Origin of the sequence: Paraburkholderia diazotrophica (assembly GCF_900108945.1) — a bacterium.
Taxonomy (GTDB): domain Bacteria; phylum Pseudomonadota; class Gammaproteobacteria; order Burkholderiales; family Burkholderiaceae; genus Paraburkholderia; species Paraburkholderia diazotrophica.
Genome location: NZ_FNYE01000008.1, coordinates 34,290 through 51,025 on the forward strand (window position 1 = coordinate 34,290; position 16,736 = coordinate 51,025).

16 protein-coding genes and 1 riboswitch are annotated in these 16,736 nt (G+C 64.4%); of the genes, 5 read left to right on the forward strand and 11 right to left on the reverse strand.

The window, feature by feature from the left end:
• Positions 1-9: 9 nt before the first annotated feature.
• From BMW76_RS12710 to BMW76_RS12735, 6 genes are all read right to left on the reverse strand, one after another.
• Complete coding sequence (locus BMW76_RS12710) at positions 10-906, reverse strand: HlyC/CorC family transporter (RefSeq protein ID WP_090865491.1); 897 nt, start codon at positions 904-906, stop codon at positions 10-12.
• Between the two features lie 273 nt (positions 907-1,179).
• Positions 1,180-1,833 carry a gamma-glutamylcyclotransferase gene (locus tag BMW76_RS12715; RefSeq protein WP_090865492.1) on the reverse strand — a complete coding sequence of 218 codons (654 nt, stop codon included), beginning with the start codon at positions 1,831-1,833 and terminating at the stop codon, positions 1,180-1,182.
• 100 nt (positions 1,834-1,933) lie between these two features.
• Positions 1,934-2,395 carry an rRNA maturation RNase YbeY gene (gene ybeY, locus BMW76_RS12720; RefSeq protein WP_090865493.1) on the reverse strand — a complete coding sequence of 154 codons (462 nt, stop codon included), beginning with the start codon at positions 2,393-2,395 and terminating at the stop codon, positions 1,934-1,936.
• Positions 2,396-2,425: 30 nt separating this feature from the next.
• On the reverse strand, positions 2,426-3,514 hold the full coding sequence (locus BMW76_RS12725; RefSeq protein ID WP_090865494.1) for a PhoH family protein: 1,089 nt from the start codon (positions 3,512-3,514) through the stop codon (positions 2,426-2,428).
• A 33-nt stretch (positions 3,515-3,547) separates the two neighbouring features.
• Positions 3,548-4,918, reverse strand: coding sequence for a tRNA (N6-isopentenyl adenosine(37)-C2)-methylthiotransferase MiaB (miaB, locus tag BMW76_RS12730; protein ID WP_090865495.1), 1,371 nt, complete (start codon positions 4,916-4,918; stop codon positions 3,548-3,550).
• Between the two features lie 181 nt (positions 4,919-5,099).
• Positions 5,100-6,125: a LysR family transcriptional regulator gene (locus tag BMW76_RS12735; RefSeq protein ID WP_090865496.1), complete on the reverse strand. Its 1,026-nt coding sequence runs from the start codon at positions 6,123-6,125 to the stop codon at positions 5,100-5,102.
• A 114-nt stretch (positions 6,126-6,239) separates the two neighbouring features.
• Between BMW76_RS12735 and BMW76_RS12740 the strand changes: the two genes are divergently transcribed.
• From BMW76_RS12740 to ribB, 4 genes are all read left to right on the forward strand, one after another.
• A complete protein-coding gene (locus BMW76_RS12740; protein ID WP_090865497.1) occupies positions 6,240-6,665 on the forward strand; it encodes a VOC family protein in 426 nt (141 codons plus the stop codon).
• 17 nt (positions 6,666-6,682) lie between these two features.
• The gene (locus tag BMW76_RS12745) at positions 6,683-7,861 is read left to right on the forward strand and encodes an MFS transporter (protein ID WP_090865498.1); all 1,179 of its coding nucleotides are present in this window, start codon (positions 6,683-6,685) and stop codon (positions 7,859-7,861) included.
• A gap of 299 nt (positions 7,862-8,160) precedes the next feature.
• The gene (locus BMW76_RS12750) at positions 8,161-8,919 is read left to right on the forward strand and encodes a helix-turn-helix domain-containing protein (RefSeq protein ID WP_090865499.1); all 759 of its coding nucleotides are present in this window, start codon (positions 8,161-8,163) and stop codon (positions 8,917-8,919) included.
• Between the two features lie 75 nt (positions 8,920-8,994).
• A riboswitch (FMN riboswitch) is annotated at positions 8,995-9,163 on the forward strand.
• A 168-nt stretch (positions 9,164-9,331) separates the two neighbouring features.
• Positions 9,332-10,069 (forward strand): 3,4-dihydroxy-2-butanone-4-phosphate synthase, encoded by a 738-nt coding sequence (gene ribB / locus BMW76_RS12755; RefSeq protein ID WP_090865500.1) that lies wholly within the window; start codon positions 9,332-9,334, stop codon positions 10,067-10,069.
• A 98-nt stretch (positions 10,070-10,167) separates the two neighbouring features.
• On the opposite strand, the gene BMW76_RS12760 is transcribed toward ribB, so the two are convergent.
• The 3 genes from BMW76_RS12760 to glpD all read right to left on the reverse strand — a co-directional run bounded on the left by BMW76_RS12760 (position 10,168) and on the right by glpD (position 14,189).
• Positions 10,168-10,854 carry an HAD family hydrolase gene (locus tag BMW76_RS12760; protein WP_090865754.1) on the reverse strand — a complete coding sequence of 229 codons (687 nt, stop codon included), beginning with the start codon at positions 10,852-10,854 and terminating at the stop codon, positions 10,168-10,170.
• Between the two features lie 163 nt (positions 10,855-11,017).
• Positions 11,018-12,517 (reverse strand): glycerol kinase GlpK, encoded by a 1,500-nt coding sequence (gene glpK, locus BMW76_RS12765; protein WP_090865501.1) that lies wholly within the window; start codon positions 12,515-12,517, stop codon positions 11,018-11,020.
• A 121-nt stretch (positions 12,518-12,638) separates the two neighbouring features.
• On the reverse strand, positions 12,639-14,189 hold the full coding sequence (gene glpD / locus BMW76_RS12770; protein ID WP_090865502.1) for a glycerol-3-phosphate dehydrogenase: 1,551 nt from the start codon (positions 14,187-14,189) through the stop codon (positions 12,639-12,641).
• A gap of 204 nt (positions 14,190-14,393) precedes the next feature.
• Between glpD and BMW76_RS12775 the strand changes: the two genes are divergently transcribed.
• Positions 14,394-14,783 (forward strand): hypothetical protein, encoded by a 390-nt coding sequence (locus tag BMW76_RS12775; protein ID WP_090865503.1) that lies wholly within the window; start codon positions 14,394-14,396, stop codon positions 14,781-14,783.
• A gap of 234 nt (positions 14,784-15,017) precedes the next feature.
• Here the strand turns inward: BMW76_RS12775 and BMW76_RS12780 are convergent, their stop codons facing one another.
• On the reverse strand, positions 15,018-15,215 hold the full coding sequence (locus BMW76_RS12780; protein ID WP_090865504.1) for a hypothetical protein: 198 nt from the start codon (positions 15,213-15,215) through the stop codon (positions 15,018-15,020).
• Between the two features lie 356 nt (positions 15,216-15,571).
• On the reverse strand, positions 15,572-16,351 hold the full coding sequence (locus BMW76_RS12785) for a DeoR/GlpR family DNA-binding transcription regulator (protein WP_090865505.1): 780 nt from the start codon (positions 16,349-16,351) through the stop codon (positions 15,572-15,574).
• Positions 16,352-16,736 lie beyond the last annotated feature (385 nt).

Consider the following 16,736-nt stretch of genomic DNA (forward strand, 5'->3'; position numbering starts at 1 on the left):
AGGGGGAAATCAGGTTTGCACGTGCTGCGCGTCGCGTTCGCGCTGCCCGGCGAGGGGATCGCGGCGCACGAGCAGCATGTGGATCTGCCGTGCATCGGCGCGCAGCACTTCGAAGATCAGGTCGTCGATCTTCACCTTCTCGCCGCGATGCGGCACGCGTCCGAAATGGTGCGTGACGAGTCCGCCGATCGTGTCGACTTCCTCGTCGGAGAAGTGCGTGCCGAACTCTTCGTTGAACTGCTCGATCTCGGTCAGCGCGCGCACGCGGAAGCGGCCGTCCGGCGACGCGATGATGTTGCCGCTTTCCTCGTCGAAATCGTATTCGTCCTCGATGTCGCCGACGATCTGCTCCAGCACGTCCTCGATCGTGATGACGCCCGCGACGCCGCCGTATTCGTCGACGACGATCGCGATGTGATTGCGGTTCACGCGAAAGTCGTGCAGCAGCACGTTCAGGCGCTTCGATTCGGGGATGAACACGGCGGGGCGCAGCATGCCGCGCACGTCGGCTTCTTCTTCGGCGTAGTAGCGCAGCAGGTCTTTCGCGAGCAGCACGCCGATCACGTTGTCGCGGTTGCCTTCGTACACGGGGTAGCGCGAGTGCGCCTTTTCGAGCATGTACGGGATGAATTCGTCGGGTGAGTCCGCGATGTTGATCGCGTCCATTTGCGCGCGCGGAATCATGATGTCGCGTGCGCAGAGCTCGGAAACCTGGAACACGCCTTCGATCATCGACAGCGAGTCGGCGTCGATCAGATTGCGCTCGTGCGCGTCCTGCAGGATTTCGAGGAGTTCGCCGCGAGAATCGGGCTCGGGCGAGATGAAATCGGTCAATCGCTCAAGGAGCGAGCGTTTTTCCTGGGGTTTGTCGCTGGTATGGCGTCGACTGGGATACGTGTCGTTCATGGTGGTGCGCCCGAAAAGCTGGGCGCGCTGTTGCAGAGCGTTAAGGATACACCACGCTCATGGCAGGACCGTGTCCCGGCGCACGAGGCGGTGCAAAGCGCAGTTCCCGGCGCGCGGTTGTTGCCGTTCGATGGCAAAGACGTCTGGCCGGGTGACGCTCGCTTTTATCCTAACTGATATCGGAGCGCCGGGGGGCGCATGGTCAAAATTGCAGCCGCTTCTTTTCGGCGAGCCGGGTGTGCCTGCGTTTTCGGCGTACGGCGGGAGTAGCGCTCACTTGCGGCAACGCGCAAGCAGCGCCTCGAGCGCGCGATCGGGCATGCCGCTTTCGCGCAGCGCTTCGACGGTGCGGCTCACGTAGTCGAGCGTCGTGCCGTAGCGGCCTGACGCGCAGCCGAGCACCGTTCTGACCACTTCGTCGGAAAGCTTGCCCGTGTACGACGGCACGTCGCGACGCATCACGAACGCGAGCGCTTCGATGCGCCGTCCATCGGCGAGCACGCACGGCAGCCACGCGGGACGGTACGAGCCCATCGCCATTTCGCGGCGCCATAGCGCTTCGAGATGCGGCAGCGCGCCTTCGGCCGTGAGCCGGAACGCGATGCCGCTGCACGAGCCGCCGCGATCGAGCGCGAGCACGAGGCCCGGCTGCTCCGGTGTGCCGCGATTGACGCGCGACCACAGATACAGCCCGCGGTGATAGCCGTGCACGCGCGAGCGCATCGCTTCGACGGTCGGCAGACCGGGGTTCCAGATCAGCGAGCCGTAGCCGAAGAGCCACAGGTCGCGCTTGCCGTCCCAGTCGCGCAGCGAACCATCGAGCGACGCGCGCAGCTCGTCGTCCGTCAGCAGGCGCGATTCGCCGAGCGACGGCGGATAGCCGGGGCAGGGCTGGGGCGGCGTCGGTGAAGAAAGGGGCTGGCTCACGTTGATTTCGATCGATGGGCGGCTGGACGGGAGTTCGGAGCCTGCGATCTGCGGGACGGGGCGGCGATGCCGGCTCTGTCGCCTGTTGCTGCGTCGAGCGTCATTCGTACGGATCGGGAAAGCCGAGCTTGCCGAGCACTTCGGTTTCGATCGCTTCCATTTCTTCGGCTTCGTCCTCCTGCTCGTGGTCGTAGCCCTGGGCGTGCAGCGCGCCGTGGACGAGCAGATGCGCGTAGTGCGCTTCGAGCGGCTTGCCCTGTTCGTTCGCTTCTTTCTCGACGACAGGGCAGCACAGGATCAGGTCGCCCGTCACGGGATCGTCTTCGGACTCCGCGTACGCGAAGGTCAGCACGTTGGTCGCGTAGTCCTTGCCGCGATACGTGCGGTTCAGCGTGCGGCCTTCGTCGGCGTCGACGAAGCGCACGGTCAGCTCGGCGTCGGCGAAAAGCGCGGCCTTGATCCACGCGGCGACGGTTGCCTTGGGCAACAGCGCCTTGTGCTCGGGCCACGCTTTTGCAGCGGGAAATTGCAGGTTCAGCGACAGTTTCGGGGTGCGGCTCATGCGGGGTTCTTGTTGCTTTTCATGTCCGTGTCACCGGGCAGCGTCGGCCGCGTCGGATGCGCTCGTCTGATTCTTCGAGTGCGTGTCGTATGCCTCGACGATGCGCGCGACGAGGGGATGCCGCACCACGTCTGCGCTCGTGAAGCGCGTGAGCGCGATGCCGCGCACGTTCGCAAGCACCTGCTGCGCTTCGATCAGTCCGCTCTTCTGGCCGCGCGGCAAGTCGACCTGCGTCGTATCGCCCGTGACGACCGCCTTCGAGCCGAAGCCGATCCGCGTGAGGAACATCTTCATCTGCTCGGGCGTCGTGTTCTGCGCCTCGTCGAGAATGATGAACGCGTGATTGAGCGTGCGGCCGCGCATGTACGCGAGCGGCGCGATTTCGATCATCTGGCGCTCGAACATCTTCGCCGTCTTGTCGAAGCCGAGCAGATCGTAAAGCGCGTCATAAAGCGGACGCAGATACGGATCGACCTTCTGCGCGAGATCGCCCGGCAGGAAGCCGAGCCGCTCGCCTGCTTCGACGGCCGGACGCGTCAGCACGATGCGCTTGACCTGATCGCGCTCGAGCGAATCGACGGCGCATGCGACGGCCAGATACGTCTTGCCCGTGCCCGCCGGACCGACGCCGAACGTCACGTCGTGCGAGACGATCTGCTTCAGATACTCGCGCTGCGCGGGCGTGCGGCCGCGCAGGTCGGCGCGCCGCGTGTACAGCTTCGGGCCGAGTTCTTCAACTTCGACGTCGCCTTCATGCGCCGGTTCGTCGAACGGATGATCGGGATCGCCGCGAAAACGCGGATCGAGTTCTTCCGTGTCGCCGCTCCCGCCGTTCGGGCGCCCGTTGTTGCCCGGATGGCGCGCTTCGACGAGCGCGAGCTGGATGTCGTCGACGGAGAGTGGATCGCGCGCGCTGTTGTAGAAGTTTTCGAGCGCATTGAGCGCGACTTTTGCGCCGCGCCCGCGAATGCTGATGCGGTGTCCGCGGCGTTGCAGCGTGACGTCGAGTGCCTGTTCGATCTGTCTCAGGTTCTCGTCGAGTGGGCCGCAGAGGTTGGCGAGCCGCGCGTTATCGTCGCGCGGCGCAGTGAATTCCAGATGTTGCTGAGTGGGCTTCAAGGCTGATTTTCGATCCTGTCGGTGCGCTACGGCTTAGTGAGTGGCGGGCGCCGTGTTGTGAACCATCACGAGTTCGCCGCGCAGCGAGTGCGGGTACGCATGCACGATCTTCACGTCGATCATCTGGCCGATCAGGCGCGCATGCGATTCGGGCGGCGCGGGGAAATTCACGACGCGGTTGTTCTCGGTGCGGCCCGCGAGTTCGTTCGGGTCCTTGCGCGCCGGACGCTCGACCAGAATGCGCTCGACCTTGCCGACCATCGCCTCGCTGATGCGCTGCACGTTTTCTTCGATGGTCGCCTGCAGGTGCTGCAAGCGGCGCAGCTTCACTTCGCGCGGCGTGTCGTCGTGCAAGTTTGCGGCGGGCGTGCCGGGACGCGGGCTGTAGATGAACGAGAAGCTCGTGTCGTAGCTCATGTCGTGCACGAGCTGCATCATCTTGTCGAAGTCTTCTTCCGTCTCGCCGGGGAAGCCGACGATCATGTCCGTCGACAGCGACAGGTCCGGGCGGATCGCGCGCAGCCGGCGGATCACCGACTTGTATTCGAGCACGGTGTAGCCGCGCTTCATCGCCATCAGGATGCGGTCGGAGCCGTGCTGCACGGGCAGATGCAGATGGTTCACGAGCTTCGGCACCTTCGCGTAGGTGTCGATCAGGCGCTGCGTGAATTCCTTCGGATGCGACGTCGTATAGCGAATCCGTTCGATGCCCGGGATCTCAGCGACGTATTCGATCAGCGTCGCGAAGTCGGCGATTTCCGTCGCGCCGACGGTTATCGCGCCACGATAGGCGTTCACGTTCTGGCCGAGCAGCGTCACTTCGCGCACGCCCTGATCGGCGAGGCCGGCGATTTCCGTCAGCACGTCGTCGAGCGGACGCGACACTTCCTCGCCGCGCGTGTACGGCACGACGCAATAGCTGCAGTACTTGCTGCAGCCTTCCATGATCGACACGAACGCGCTCGGGCCATCGACGCGCGCAGGCGGCAGGTGATCGAACTTCTCGATTTCCGGGAACGTGATGTCGACCTGCGGACGGCCGCTCGCGCGGCGCTGGTCGATCATCTGCGGCAAACGGTGCAAGGTTTGCGGACCGAACACGAGGTCGACGTATGGCGCGCGGGACACGATCGACGCGCCTTCCTGGCTCGCCACGCAGCCGCCGACGCCGATCAGCAGATTCGGGTTCGCTTCTTTCAGTTCGCGCACGCGGCCAAGATCGGAGAAGACTTTCTCCTGCGCTTTTTCGCGCACGGAGCACGTGTTGAACAGAATGACGTCGGCGTCTTCGGGGTTGTCGGTCTTGACGAGCCCTTCGGCCGCGCCGAGTACGTCGACCATCTTGTCGGAGTCGTACTCGTTCATCTGGCAGCCAAAGGTCTTTACATAAACTTTCTTGGTCATCGAGTGTTCGCCGGTCGCAGTGATTAACCTGGGGGCGTCAATAAAGGTGAAGAGACAAAAAACGCGCGGCGCCGGGGGCGCGAGAATAGGGGCCTGGCCAGCCCGAAGCGCGTTTTTATAGCGTAGTCCAACATTATAGCCCTTTGCGACGTGGGGCTTTGGCGGCGTGCCGCCGTGGCGGTCATGCGTCCAGGGCCGCGTCTGCCGACGGTTTTTGCGCCCCTGCAGACGTTTTTCGCGCGCCGCTGACGGGCGTCTGCTCGCTGTCCGGCGGGTGCGGCAGCCCGAATTGCGCCTCCAGCTCGCCCGTTACCGTCGCGAAACGGCCGGCGAGAAAATCGAGCAGCACGCGCACGCGCGGCGCCATGAAACGGTTGCGGTGATACAGCGCGTGCAGCGGCGCATCGGGATAGCGCCAGTCGGGCAGCAGCACGCGCAGGCCGTCGCTTTTCAGGTCCGCTTCGACGTCCCACATCGACTTGATCACAATGCCGTAGCCGCGCAGCGCCCATTCGCGGGCGACCGCGCCGTCATTGGTTTCGCGCGCCGATTCGAGCGGAACCGTGTAAGTGACGGTCTCGATGCCGCGCGTGAAGCGCCATTCGTTGACGGGCCCCGACGCCGTGCCGAGCACGATGCAGTCGAAGCGCGCCAGATCGAGCGGATCTTTCGGCTCGCCGCGCCGCGCGATGTATTCCGGCGACGCGCACAGCACGCGCGGATTCGGCGCGAGCGGGCGGGCGACGAGCGAGCTGTCCTGCGGCACGCCGAAGCGGATCGCCAGATCGATGTCTTCCTGCACCAGATTCGACAGCGAGTCGGACAGCGTCAGCGCGAATGTGACGTCCGGGTAAAACGCGTTGAATTCGTCGAGCCAGTGCATCAGCAGATTGCGGCCGAAATCCGATGTCGCTGAAATGCGCACCTTGCCGCGCACCGCGTTCTGGCCCTCCTGTAAAGCGGCTTCGGCGTCGTCGAGCGCGCGCAGCGCCTGGCGGCAGCAGTTCAGATAGAGACGGCCTTCGTCGGTGAGACGCAATTGTCGCGTCGTGCGCTCGAAAAGACGTGCCTTGAGTCCGGCTTCGAGCTTCGCGAGGCGCGCGCTGGCGGCCGCCGGCGTCAAGCCGAGCTTGCGTCCCGCCGCCGACAGGCTGCCCAGTTGCGCCGCTTCGACGAAGAGGCGAATGTCGCCGAGATTGTCGGTCATTATTCAGAGCGGTTTGAAAATCCTTCAAATGGTACGTCAATTATCAAAAGCTCGGCGTGCGCGGAGAATCCACGCTGAAAAACGCAGAATCCGCGTTTACCCGGAGTCCGCATCATGCATCTCGACCACGCGACGATCGTCACCCCTGATCTCGACGCCACACGGCAGTTCTTTGTCGATGTCGTCGGGCTGACGCAAGGGGCGCGGCCGCCGTTCGGCGTCGGCGGCTACTGGTTGTACGCGGGTGGCCGCACCGCCGAAGGCCGCCCCGCAGATGGTCGCCCCGTGATCCATCTCGTCGATTCGGCGCTGCCGCATCACTCGCGCCGCACGAGTCCGCGCATCGATCACATCGCGTTCCGTCTCGACGGCGACGACGAGTGGCAGGCGCTGCTCGCTCGGCTGGAAGCGGCGGGCGTCGCGTATCAGACCGCCGATGTGCCGCTCGCGGGTGAAGTTCAACTGTTCGTCGCGCTGGCGCCCGGCGTCGTCATCGAATTCGTGACGGCGGCGCGCAACGTCCGGCGCGCATCCTTCTGAATCGTCTGGAGTCTCACATGCCCATCCCCTTGCTTGCGCTCGCGATCAGCGCATTCGCCATCGGTACGACGGAGTTCGTCATCATGGGCTTGCTGCCCGACGTGGCGAAGGATCTGTCCGTGTCGCTTCCGTCCGCCGGGTTGCTCGTCAGCGGCTATGCGCTCGGCGTGGCCGTCGGCGCGCCGCTGCTCGCCGTCGTCACCAGCAAGATGCCGCGCAAGCTCGCGCTGCAACTGCTGATGGGCGTGTTCATCGTCGGCAACGTGCTGTGCGCAATCGCGTCCGACTATTCCGTGCTGATGATCGCGCGCGTCGTGACGTCGTTTGCGCACGGCTCGTTCTTCGGCATCGGCGCGGTGGTGGCCGCGTCGCTCGTGCCGCAGGAAAAGCGTGCGAGCGCGATCGCGCTGATGTTCACGGGACTCACGCTCGCGAACGTGCTCGGCGTGCCGTTCGGCACGTTCATCGGCCAGCAGTTCGGCTGGCGCGTCGCGTTCTGGATCGTCGCCGCGTTAGGCGTGCTGTCGTTTCTCGGCGTGACTGCGCTCGTGCCAAACCGGCATGACACGGGGCCGGCGAGGCTGGGTCACGAAGTGCGCGTGCTGAAAGAGCCGCAAGTGTGGCTCGCGCTGACGATGACAGTGCTCGGCTTTGGCGGCGTGTTCGTCGTGTTCACGTACATTGCGCCGATCCTCGAGCAGGTGAGCGGCTTCACGCCGCACGGCGTCACGCTGATTCTCGTGCTGTTCGGCGTGGGTCTGACGGTCGGCAACACGATCGGCGGCAAGCTCGCGGACCGCTCGCTGATGCCGTCGCTGATGGGCATTCTGATCGCGCTCGCCATCGTGATGGCCGTGTTCGCGCATACGAGCCACTCGCCGATCGCGGCGGCCGTCACCGTGTTCGTGTGGGGCATCGCGGCGTTTGCGACGGTGCCGCCGTTGCAGATGCGTGTCGTCGAGAAGGCGAAGGCTGCGCCGAATCTCGCGTCGACGCTCAACATCGGCGCGTTCAATGTCGGCAATGCGGGCGGCGCCTGGCTCGGCGGGCTCGCGATCGGTCACGGTTATGGGCTCGATGCGCTGCCGTATGTGGCGGCCGTCGTCGCGCTCGTGGCGCTTGCGGTGACGTGGATCGCTGCGCGGATGGATGCGCCTGCCGCCGTGGTTGCGCGTGAGGTGCGCGAGCGGGCTTGAGCGGCACGTCGCGAGTCGATGTGCGGCCATGATCGTGGCCGCGCTCCTTGTGCGGCAAGCGCTGGACGCATTCGATGAGCGCACGTTTCTCACTACTTGCGCGACGCGCCGCAAGCCGTAAAAACGCGCCAACCGCCGTCAACGACACTTGCTGTTCGCATCGCACGCCAGTGCATAAGCGTCCTCTGCGATCGTGATAACAGTGTGAAGATAACTTCGTTGGGCGGGTGAAAGCCGGATGCTAGGCTTGCCTCCATTCATGCTTGCTCCGCTTTGCCGCGGGGTGTCAGGAGGCAACCATGCAATCACCGCTTGCGCTCGTGCGCGACCGCGCATCCAATCGTTCCGACGGTTCTAACGATCATCACGGTCAAGACGATGTGCTGCACGCACATGACGAAGCGCGCGCGTCGGAGTTCGATGCGCTTGAACATCGCGTCGGCGTGAATCTCGCGCGGCTGCGCGCCGAACGTCAGTTGTCGCTCGATGCACTGGCCCGCGCGTCGGGCGTTTCGCGCGCGATGCTCGCGCAGATCGAATCGGCGCGCAGCGTGCCGTCGATCAAGGTGCTGTGCAAGGTCGCGGCGGCGTTGAAGGTGTCGGTGGCCGCGTTCCTGCGCCAGCATGCCGTGAACGGCTTCGAGCACTTGCCCGCGGACAGGACCGCGCTCTTGGTCACGTCGAATGGCCGCTTCTGGACGCGCGCTCTGTATCCCGACGCCGAGCCGTCGACGGCCGAGTTCCACGAGCTCCGCATCGCGCCGCTGCACACCGAGCCGGGCACGCGCCGCGCGCCGGGGACGACGGTGAATCTCGTCGTCAGCGTGGGGACGATCGAGGTCAGCGTACACGAGCGCCGCCAGTTGCTCGCGACGGGCGATTCGATCGTCTTCGATGCCGATCAGCCGCACAGCCTGCGCAATCCCGGCGACACGGAAGCGCGCGCGTTTCGCGTGACGGTGAACGCGGAGACGCCGCCGCGTTGGGAGATTGCGAAGGAATCTGCGAAGGACGTCACGGAAAATACGCCGCCTGCGCGCGCTCATTCCGAAGCGTGAACCATCCAGTACGCGCGGGCTGCACGCCGCGCGCGGTTGTTGTATCCTCTGCGAGCCGGATCGTTCCGGCAATCAGTACGTCTTCAGGGCGGGGCGAAATTCCCCACCGGCGGTATGCAGGCGGCGCACATCGTGCGAGAGTCTGCGAGCCCGCGAGCGCCTGCATCGTCGTTTCGTCGCAGGGTCAGCAGATCTGGTGAGAGGCCAGAGCCGACGGTCAAAGTCCGGATGGAAGAAGATGTGCAGATAGTCATCTGACTGTTCCTGCCTGCCGTGCTGCTCGTCGTCGCGAGCGGCGCGGGTGTGTCGTCTGTCGCTGGATGGACGCGCGCTCGCGGCCCGCAGGGCGCGTTTGTCTGTTTGCAATGCCCTGAAACGTTTTTCGCCCACACTCTTGCGAGGAGCGTTTCACATGTCCGTTGTATCCCCGTCTGCTGCATCTGTCTGGCCCGCTTCGCCGATCGTCGCCGACGACGCGACGGCCGATCTTCCACTGCTTGCCACCGAACCCGTTCCGCCGCGTATCGCCGCTGCGCTTGCCGCGTTGCGTGAGGGCCGCGCCGTCGTGCTTCAGGACGACCATGACCGCGAGAACGAAGCCGATCTGATCGTTTCCGCCGAGCGAATGAGCGTTGAAATGATGGCGCTCTTCATTCGCGAATGCAGCGGCATCGTCTGCCTGTGCCTCACCGACGACAAGGTGCGCGCGCTCGATCTGCCGCCGATGACGGTTCACAACGAAAGCCGCAACACGACGGCGTTCACGGTATCGATCGAGGCGCGCGAGGGCGTGTCGACGGGCGTGTCGGCGGCCGACCGCATCACGACGATCCGCGCCGCGATCGCCGATCACGCGAAGCCTTCGGACATCGTGCGTCCGGGCCACGTGTATCCGCTGCGAGCGATGCCGGGCGGCGTGCTGGCGCGCCGCGGCCACACGGAAGGAACAGTCGATCTGGTCACGCTCGCCGGGCTGAAGCCCGCAGGCGTGCTGTGCGAACTGATGAACGCCGACGGCACGATGATGCGCGGCGCAGACATCGAACAGTTCGCCGCGAAACACAATATGCCGATGCTGACCATTGCGGAGCTGGTCGAGTTCCGCCAGGCGTTGGCGGCGGCGCGTGAACTATGCGCCGACGAAGCATGATGCGGCGAAGCGTTCAGTCGAATTGAAAAGACCCGCGTGACGATACGCGGGTCTTTTCGTTCGAAGTGAGTCTGTATTCGACGGCGCTGCACCAGGCGCTACGACTGCACGTCGCCAAACTCTCCGCGCACGCCTGCATCGATCAGCGCGGGCAGTTCGTCCATGTGCTGCATGATCCGCGTGATGCCCATATTGCGCAGCACGTCGGCGTAACCATCGGGAATGTGGCTCGCGCCGACGAACGCGATCGTCTTCATGCCCGCCGCGCGCGCCGCATTCAAGCCGGCGACGCTGTCCTCGACGACGATGCAGCGCGACGGATCGACGCCGAGTTGTTGCGCGGCGAACAGGTACACGTCGGGGTAAGGCTTCGGGCGCGGGACCTGCTCGGCGCTGAACACGCGCGGCCCGAAAATTTCTGCGAGCCCGGCACGGCGCACCGATGCGCTGACGCGCGCCATATGGCTATTCGATACGACGGCGACGGGCAGCGTCACGCGCTGCAACGCATCGCGAACGCCGCTGATCGCGGAGAGCGACGAAGCAAACTCCAGCTCGACGTTGGCCTCGACGGTTTGAAGAAAAGCGGCGGGCAGCACGATTTCGAAGGCTGCTTCGACGCTCTTCAGAAAACGCGACGTCTGCTGGCCGAAAGCCGTCTTGCAGATCTCGTGGAAATCGAGTGCCGGAAACGCAGCGGCGAGCGTGTCGTGCATCACGCGGTCGGCGATGACTTCGCTGTCGACGAGCACGCCGTCGCAGTCGCAAATGAGATGATCGATCATGCGGAAATACTGAAGGAAAGCACAGCCCACAAGCGTCGGCGCGCCGATGAAACGACAGGCCGCGCGGCGGACTGAAAGCGACATGATACGTGCTTCGCAGCTTCACGCGTCAAGCGGGCATGCAGGCTAACCGGAGGGACGTGTGCGAAGGTGCAGCGCCGCATCAGGGCGCGTCGGCCCACGCTTTGGCGGCGCGGATCGCGCGCTGCCAGCCCGCGAGACAGGCTTTCGCTTCGTCGGCGGGCATCGACGGCGAGAAGCGGTGTTCGAGCTTCCACTGGCTTTGCAGTTCGGCGATGTCCTTCCAGTAGCCCGTTGCGAGACCGGCGAGATACGCGGCGCCGAGCGCCGTCGTTTCGCTGACCTGCGGACGCACGGTATCGACGCCGAGAATATCGGCCTGAAACTGCATCAGCAGATTGTTCGCGCACGCGCCGCCATCGACGCGCAGTTCGTCGATGTGAATGCCCGAATCCGCTTCCATTGCCTTCAGCACATCGACCGATTGATACGCGATCGAATCGAGCGCCGCGCGCGCGATATGCGCGGAAGTCGTGCCGCGCGTGACGCCGAACAGCGTGCCGCGAGCGCGCGCGTTCCAGTGCGGCGCGCCGAGACCCGCGAACGCTGGCACAAGATACACGCCGTCGCAATGCGGCACGCCGCGCGCGAGCGCTTCGACCTCCGACGCGCTGCGGATGACGCCGAGCCCGTCGCGCAGCCATTGCACGACGGCGCCCGCGATGAAGATGCTGCCTTCCAGCGCGTAGTTGACCTGATCGCCAATCTGCCAGGCGATCGTCGTCACGAGATTGTTCTTCGATTCGATGGGCTTCGTGCCCGTGTTCATCACGAGAAAGCAGCCGGTGCCGTAGGTGTTCTTCACCATCCCCGAGCGCGTGCACATCTGGCCGAAGAGGGCCGCGTGCTGATCGCCGGCGATGCCCGCCAGCGGAATCGTCGACGCGAACACCGTCGTTTTCGTCGGCCCGTACACCTCGGACGATGGACGCACTTCGGGCAGCATGCTGCGCGGAATGTCGAAAGCGGCGAGCAGTTCGTCGTCCCATTGCAGCGTATGGATGTTGAAGAGCATCGTGCGCGAAGCGTTCGTCACGTCGGTGATGTGCAGTCCGTGTTTCGTGAAGTTCCACATGAGCCAGCTGTCGACCGTGCCGAACGCGAGCTTGCCTTGCTTCGCCTTTTCGCGTGCGCCTTCGACGTTGTCCAGAATCCAGCGGATTTTCGTCGCGGAGAAATACGAATCGATGGGCAGGCCCGTTTTCGCGCGCACCATGTCTTCGAGGCCTTGCGCTTTCAACTGGTCGCAGAAGTCGGCCGTGCGCCGGTCCTGCCAGACGATCGCGTTGTAGACGGGTTGACCCGTTTCGCGATCCCAGACGATGGTCGTCTCGCGCTGGTTCGTGATGCCGATTGCGGCGATCGACGTGCCGTTCAGCCCGGTGCGCGTGACGGCTTCGGCGGCGACGCCTGCCTGCGTCGACCAGATTTCCTGCGGATCGTGCTCCACCCAGCCCGGACGCGGATAGAACTGCTGAAACTCCTTCTGCGCCATCGAGACGACATTGCCGTTGCGGTCGAACAGCATCGCGCGCGAACTGGTGGTGCCCTGGTCTAGCGCCAGGATGTACTGATCCTGCATTGTCTTCTCCATGCGTATCTTGTTGGATGGGCGCGGGTTCGCGCCCCGGTCGCGTGAACGCGACGTGCTTGCGCGGATTGTTGCATGTGACGCCGAGGCGCGCGCAAGCGTTCCTGATTGGCTAGTTGCAGGCGTGCTGCTTCGACGGTTCTCGTGCGAACCATGCGTCGATTTCTCGCGTGACGTTGTCGATCGTGCCCGGCTCGACATGCAGCCCGAGCTTTGAGCGGCGCCATAGCACATCACGTGCCGTCGTCGCCCATTCCGTGTCGCGCAGATAGCGCAATTCCGCTTCATACAGGCCAGGTGCAAACCGATGACCAAGATCGGCGAGCGAACGCGCGTTGCCTGTCACCCGCGCAGCGCGCGTGCCGTATGCGCGCGCAAAGCGGCGCGCGAGATCGGCGGGAAGCCATGCGTGCTGCTGCTGGAACTGCGCCGCGAAGCGCTCGAAATCGGCATCCGCGATATCGCCGCCGGGCAGCGGCGCGCGCGCTGTCCACGACGGTCTCACATCACCCAAGGCGCGCGTGAGTTCGTCGACGGCTTCTTCCGCGAGCTTGCGAAACGTCGTGATCTTGCCGCCGAACACCGACAGCAGCGGCGCTTCGCCGGCAGGCGCATCGAGTTCGAGCCGGTAGTCGCGCGTCACGGCCGACGGGTTGTCCGCGTTTTCGTCCTCGAGCAGCGGGCGCACGCCCGAGTACGTCCAGCACACGTCGCGCGGCGCGATGGGCTTCTTGAAGTAGCGGTTGATCGAGTCGCACAGATACCGCGTTTCTTCTTCGGTGATCGCGACTTTCGACGGATCGCCGCCGTACTCGAGATCGGTCGTGCCGATCAGCGTGAAGTCGCGCTCGTACGGGATCGCGAAGATGATGCGCTTGTCGGGGTTCTGGAAGATGTACGCGTGATCGTGGTCGAACAGGCGTCGCGTGACGATGTGACTGCCCTTCACGAGCCGCACGCTGTAGTTCGCATCGCGGCCGCGCGAAAGCGGACCGCGCAGCAGTTCGCCGACCCACGGCCCGGCCGCGTTCGCAATCGAGCGCGCGCGCACCGCGATCGTCGAGCCGTCCGCGCGCACAAGCCGCGCATGCCATTCGCCGTTCGCGCCGCTCGTTCTTTCGGCGCCGACGAGCTTCGTACGCGTCAGGATCGTCGCGCCGTGTTCGCACGCATCGAGCGCGTTCAGTACGACCAGGCGCGCGTCGTCGACCCAGCCGTCCGAATAGACGAAGCCGCGCCGGATCGAATCGACGAGCGGCCCACCGGCGGGATGCCGGCGCATGTCGATGCCGCGCGAGCCCGGCAGCAGTTCTCGGCGCGCGAGGTGATCGTAGAGAAAGAGCCCGGCGCGGATCAGCCATGCGGGACGCAGATCGGGCATATGCGGCATCACGAAGCGCAGCGGCCACATGATGTGCGGCGCCGCGCGCAGCAGCGTCTCGCGTTCCTGCAGCGCTTTGCGCACGAGGCCGAATTCGCGGTACTCGAGATAGCGCAAGCCACCGTGGATCAGCTTGGTGCTCGCCGATGACGTATGCGACGCCAAATCGTCCTGCTCGCACAGGAGCACGGACAGGCCGCGCCCCGCTGCGTCGCGCGCGATGCCCGCGCCGTTGATCCCGCCGCCGACGACGAGCAGGTCATAGATGGAATCGTGCGTCACCCGAAGCGCCCTTGACGGAAGAAAAAAGCTGGCATGTCTAGAAATCGATATGTTCGTTTTCGAAACTTTAATGAACGTATACGAAAAAGTAAAGTTCGACTCGGCCCGGATTGGTGCGCGTTTTCGGACGCTGGTGGCGCGAATGCCGCGCCCGGACGATACTTTCGGCAACCAGCCAACTAGCGGTTTGACGAGGTGAATTTCATGCGTGGACTCTGGAAGATGGGCGCGGCGGCGCTGACGACGGCAGTGGCGCTCGCAGCATGCGTCAGCACGCCGAGCCTGAGCGGGACGTTGGGCGCGCCTTCGTTCGCGGATCTTCAGGCGATGTGCGGCACCCAACGGGTCGATTATGGAAACGACGCGCAGTCCGTCTATGTGACGCTGTTCGATGCATATGTGGCGAACAAGCGCGGCGGGCTGTCGAAAGCCGATTTCTGCGCGTTCCAGGCGTCGATCGCGCAGCGCTATGCATCACAGGGCGCGAGCAGCGATCCGCACGCGCGCAATCAATGGGTGGAGTTTTTCAACGCGCAGCGCGTGAAGGCGCTGAGCTGGCGCGCGGCCGTCGATCCGACGCTGCGCAGCGGCTGAGCGTGCAGTCAGCGCGCCGAGCGCGCATCAGACTGGGCTGCGCAACGCGCGGCGTAATGGCACGCAAAAACCCAAGCGAGGCGCAAAAACCGAAGCCGCAAAAACGTAAAGACGGCCAGGCGGGCAAAGCCGCGTGACCGTCCAGGCGTCCGTATGCTTGCGTGTTCGTTGCGAACACGCCGGCGGACGCGGAGGTTTGACAGGCAAGTCGTCGGTGAGCCCGATCGTTTGCCGTCAGGAAAAGCGCTTGATAGCGCGCAGAGCAGTGTCGCCGGACTCCGTGATACGCCATTGCTGCAAGCCAGAAGCGAGTTTTTCGAGCTGAACGAGCTGTCGTTCGAGCAGGGCGTCGAGCTCCTCGCGTTCCATGTCGACCTGATTGGGGGCGTCCTTGACGAGCAACAACGTGGCGAATTCATGCGGACTCAGCATCGTTTCTCTCCGTGTCAAGCGTACTCGGGGTGCCTTTGCGCCAGCCGACGGCCCTGTCGACGGCGGAGGATCCAGCGGGCGGTGATTCCCCTGGATCAGGCCTGAAGTTGTGCTTTATCGCCCCACGTCCGTGCATTCGCTGCCGTCCGAGGACGTTTAAGGACGTTGGGGAACTGGAGTGTAGTCAATCGCCGCGGGAAGTCCAAATCGGCCCCGAAAATTTTCCCGTTGACAGCACGACCACTGAGAGGCGGTCCGGGTTGGACGGCAACTCCTTGATTTCACTGGAGGTATTGCGTGCGGTGCAGCATGGCGGAAATAGACTTGGGATCGCTGCGCGTATGTCCCAAGGAAGGTCATTCCGCGACGTAGACCTGCGTGCCCGTGCTGGCCAGTGTGTCGGCCATTTCCGGCGGCGGCGGCGCATCGGTGAACAGCGAGTCGATCTGATTCAGATGTCCCTGGCGGACCAGCGCCGGACGGCCGAATTTCGAATGGTCGGCGGCGAGAAAGACGGTGCGCGAATGCTCGATGATCGCTTCCGCGACGCGCACTTCGCGTGTGTCGAAGTCGCGCAGCGTCCCGTCCGTCTCGATGCTCGACGTGCCGATGATCGCGAAGTCGACCTTGAACTGCCGGATGAAGTCGATCGCAAGCTCGCCGACGATGCCCTTGTCCCACGGACGCACGATGCCGCCCGTCACCAGCACCTCGCAATCCGGGTAGCCGCTCATCATGCTCGCGACGTTCAGGTTGTTCGTGATCACGCGCAACCCGCGATGCCGGTTCAACGCGCGCGCGACTTCTTCCGTCGTCGTGCCGAGGTTGATGAAGAGCGAGGCCTGATCGGGAATGTGCGTCGCCACGAGGGCCGCGATGCGCCGCTTCTCGTCATGGAACATCCGCTGCCGCGCACTGTAGGACACGTTCTCGGAACTGGTCGGCAGACTGGCGCCGCCGTGATAGCGGCGCAGCAGATTCATGTCGGCGAGCCAGTTGACGTCGCGGCGAATCGTCTGCGGTGTCACGTCGAAGTGCGAGGCCAGGTCGTCGACCGTCACGAAGCCGTCGCGCTGCACCCACTCGAGCAGTTCCTGTTGACGTGCATTGAGCGTGAGGCGTGGGTCGCGTGTCATGGTGATTGTGTTGAGCGCCGCACGATGAGCGGGCGAAGGTTGGCTTGGCCGTATTGTAAGACCTTCGTCGGCGCGGGCCTTGGAGTCCGGTTCTCTCGCACGTCGTATCGGTCTCGTGGATCGCGCCCGACCTGCTGGAATAGTTCGAGATGACAACGATTCGAAAGCCGGCCCTGTGATCGCAAACGAAGCCCTTCGTGATAACGCCCGAGCGGAGCTTCGAGCCCGCCTTCTTACAGTCGATTACTGCAATGCGCGATTGCATGTGCGAAGCCTTCGGGCTGGGTCTTAACGCGTTGCGTTCACACGCTTTCCATTCCTTTTATGCGTGGCGTTGATCACCGTCGGTATTTGCATTGTTTCGACTCATGCTCTTGTGGAACTG

What these genes read in the sequence shown, in the direction of transcription:
- BMW76_RS12710 (WP_090865491.1), bottom strand. Translation starts at nt 906, where the DNA reads ATGAACGACACGTATCCCAGTCGACGCCATACCAGCGACAAACCCCAG.
- ybeY (WP_090865493.1), bottom strand. Translation starts at nt 2,395, where the DNA reads ATGAGCCGCACCCCGAAACTGTCGCTGAACCTGCAATTTCCCGCTGCA.
- miaB (WP_090865495.1), bottom strand. Translation starts at nt 4,918, where the DNA reads ATGACCAAGAAAGTTTATGTAAAGACCTTTGGCTGCCAGATGAACGAG.
- BMW76_RS12735 (WP_090865496.1), bottom strand. Translation starts at nt 6,125, where the DNA reads ATGACCGACAATCTCGGCGACATTCGCCTCTTCGTCGAAGCGGCGCAA.
- BMW76_RS12740 (WP_090865497.1), top strand. Translation starts at nt 6,240, where the DNA reads ATGCATCTCGACCACGCGACGATCGTCACCCCTGATCTCGACGCCACA.
- BMW76_RS12745 (WP_090865498.1), top strand. Translation starts at nt 6,683, where the DNA reads ATGCCCATCCCCTTGCTTGCGCTCGCGATCAGCGCATTCGCCATCGGT.
- BMW76_RS12750 (WP_090865499.1), top strand. Translation starts at nt 8,161, where the DNA reads ATGCAATCACCGCTTGCGCTCGTGCGCGACCGCGCATCCAATCGTTCC.
- ribB (WP_090865500.1), top strand. Translation starts at nt 9,332, where the DNA reads ATGTCCGTTGTATCCCCGTCTGCTGCATCTGTCTGGCCCGCTTCGCCG.
- BMW76_RS12760 (WP_090865754.1), bottom strand. Translation starts at nt 10,854, where the DNA reads ATGATCGATCATCTCATTTGCGACTGCGACGGCGTGCTCGTCGACAGC.
- glpK (WP_090865501.1), bottom strand. Translation starts at nt 12,517, where the DNA reads ATGCAGGATCAGTACATCCTGGCGCTAGACCAGGGCACCACCAGTTCG.
- BMW76_RS12775 (WP_090865503.1), top strand. Translation starts at nt 14,394, where the DNA reads ATGCGTGGACTCTGGAAGATGGGCGCGGCGGCGCTGACGACGGCAGTG.
- BMW76_RS12780 (WP_090865504.1), bottom strand. Translation starts at nt 15,215, where the DNA reads ATGCTGAGTCCGCATGAATTCGCCACGTTGTTGCTCGTCAAGGACGCC.
- BMW76_RS12785 (WP_090865505.1), bottom strand. Translation starts at nt 16,351, where the DNA reads ATGACACGCGACCCACGCCTCACGCTCAATGCACGTCAACAGGAACTG.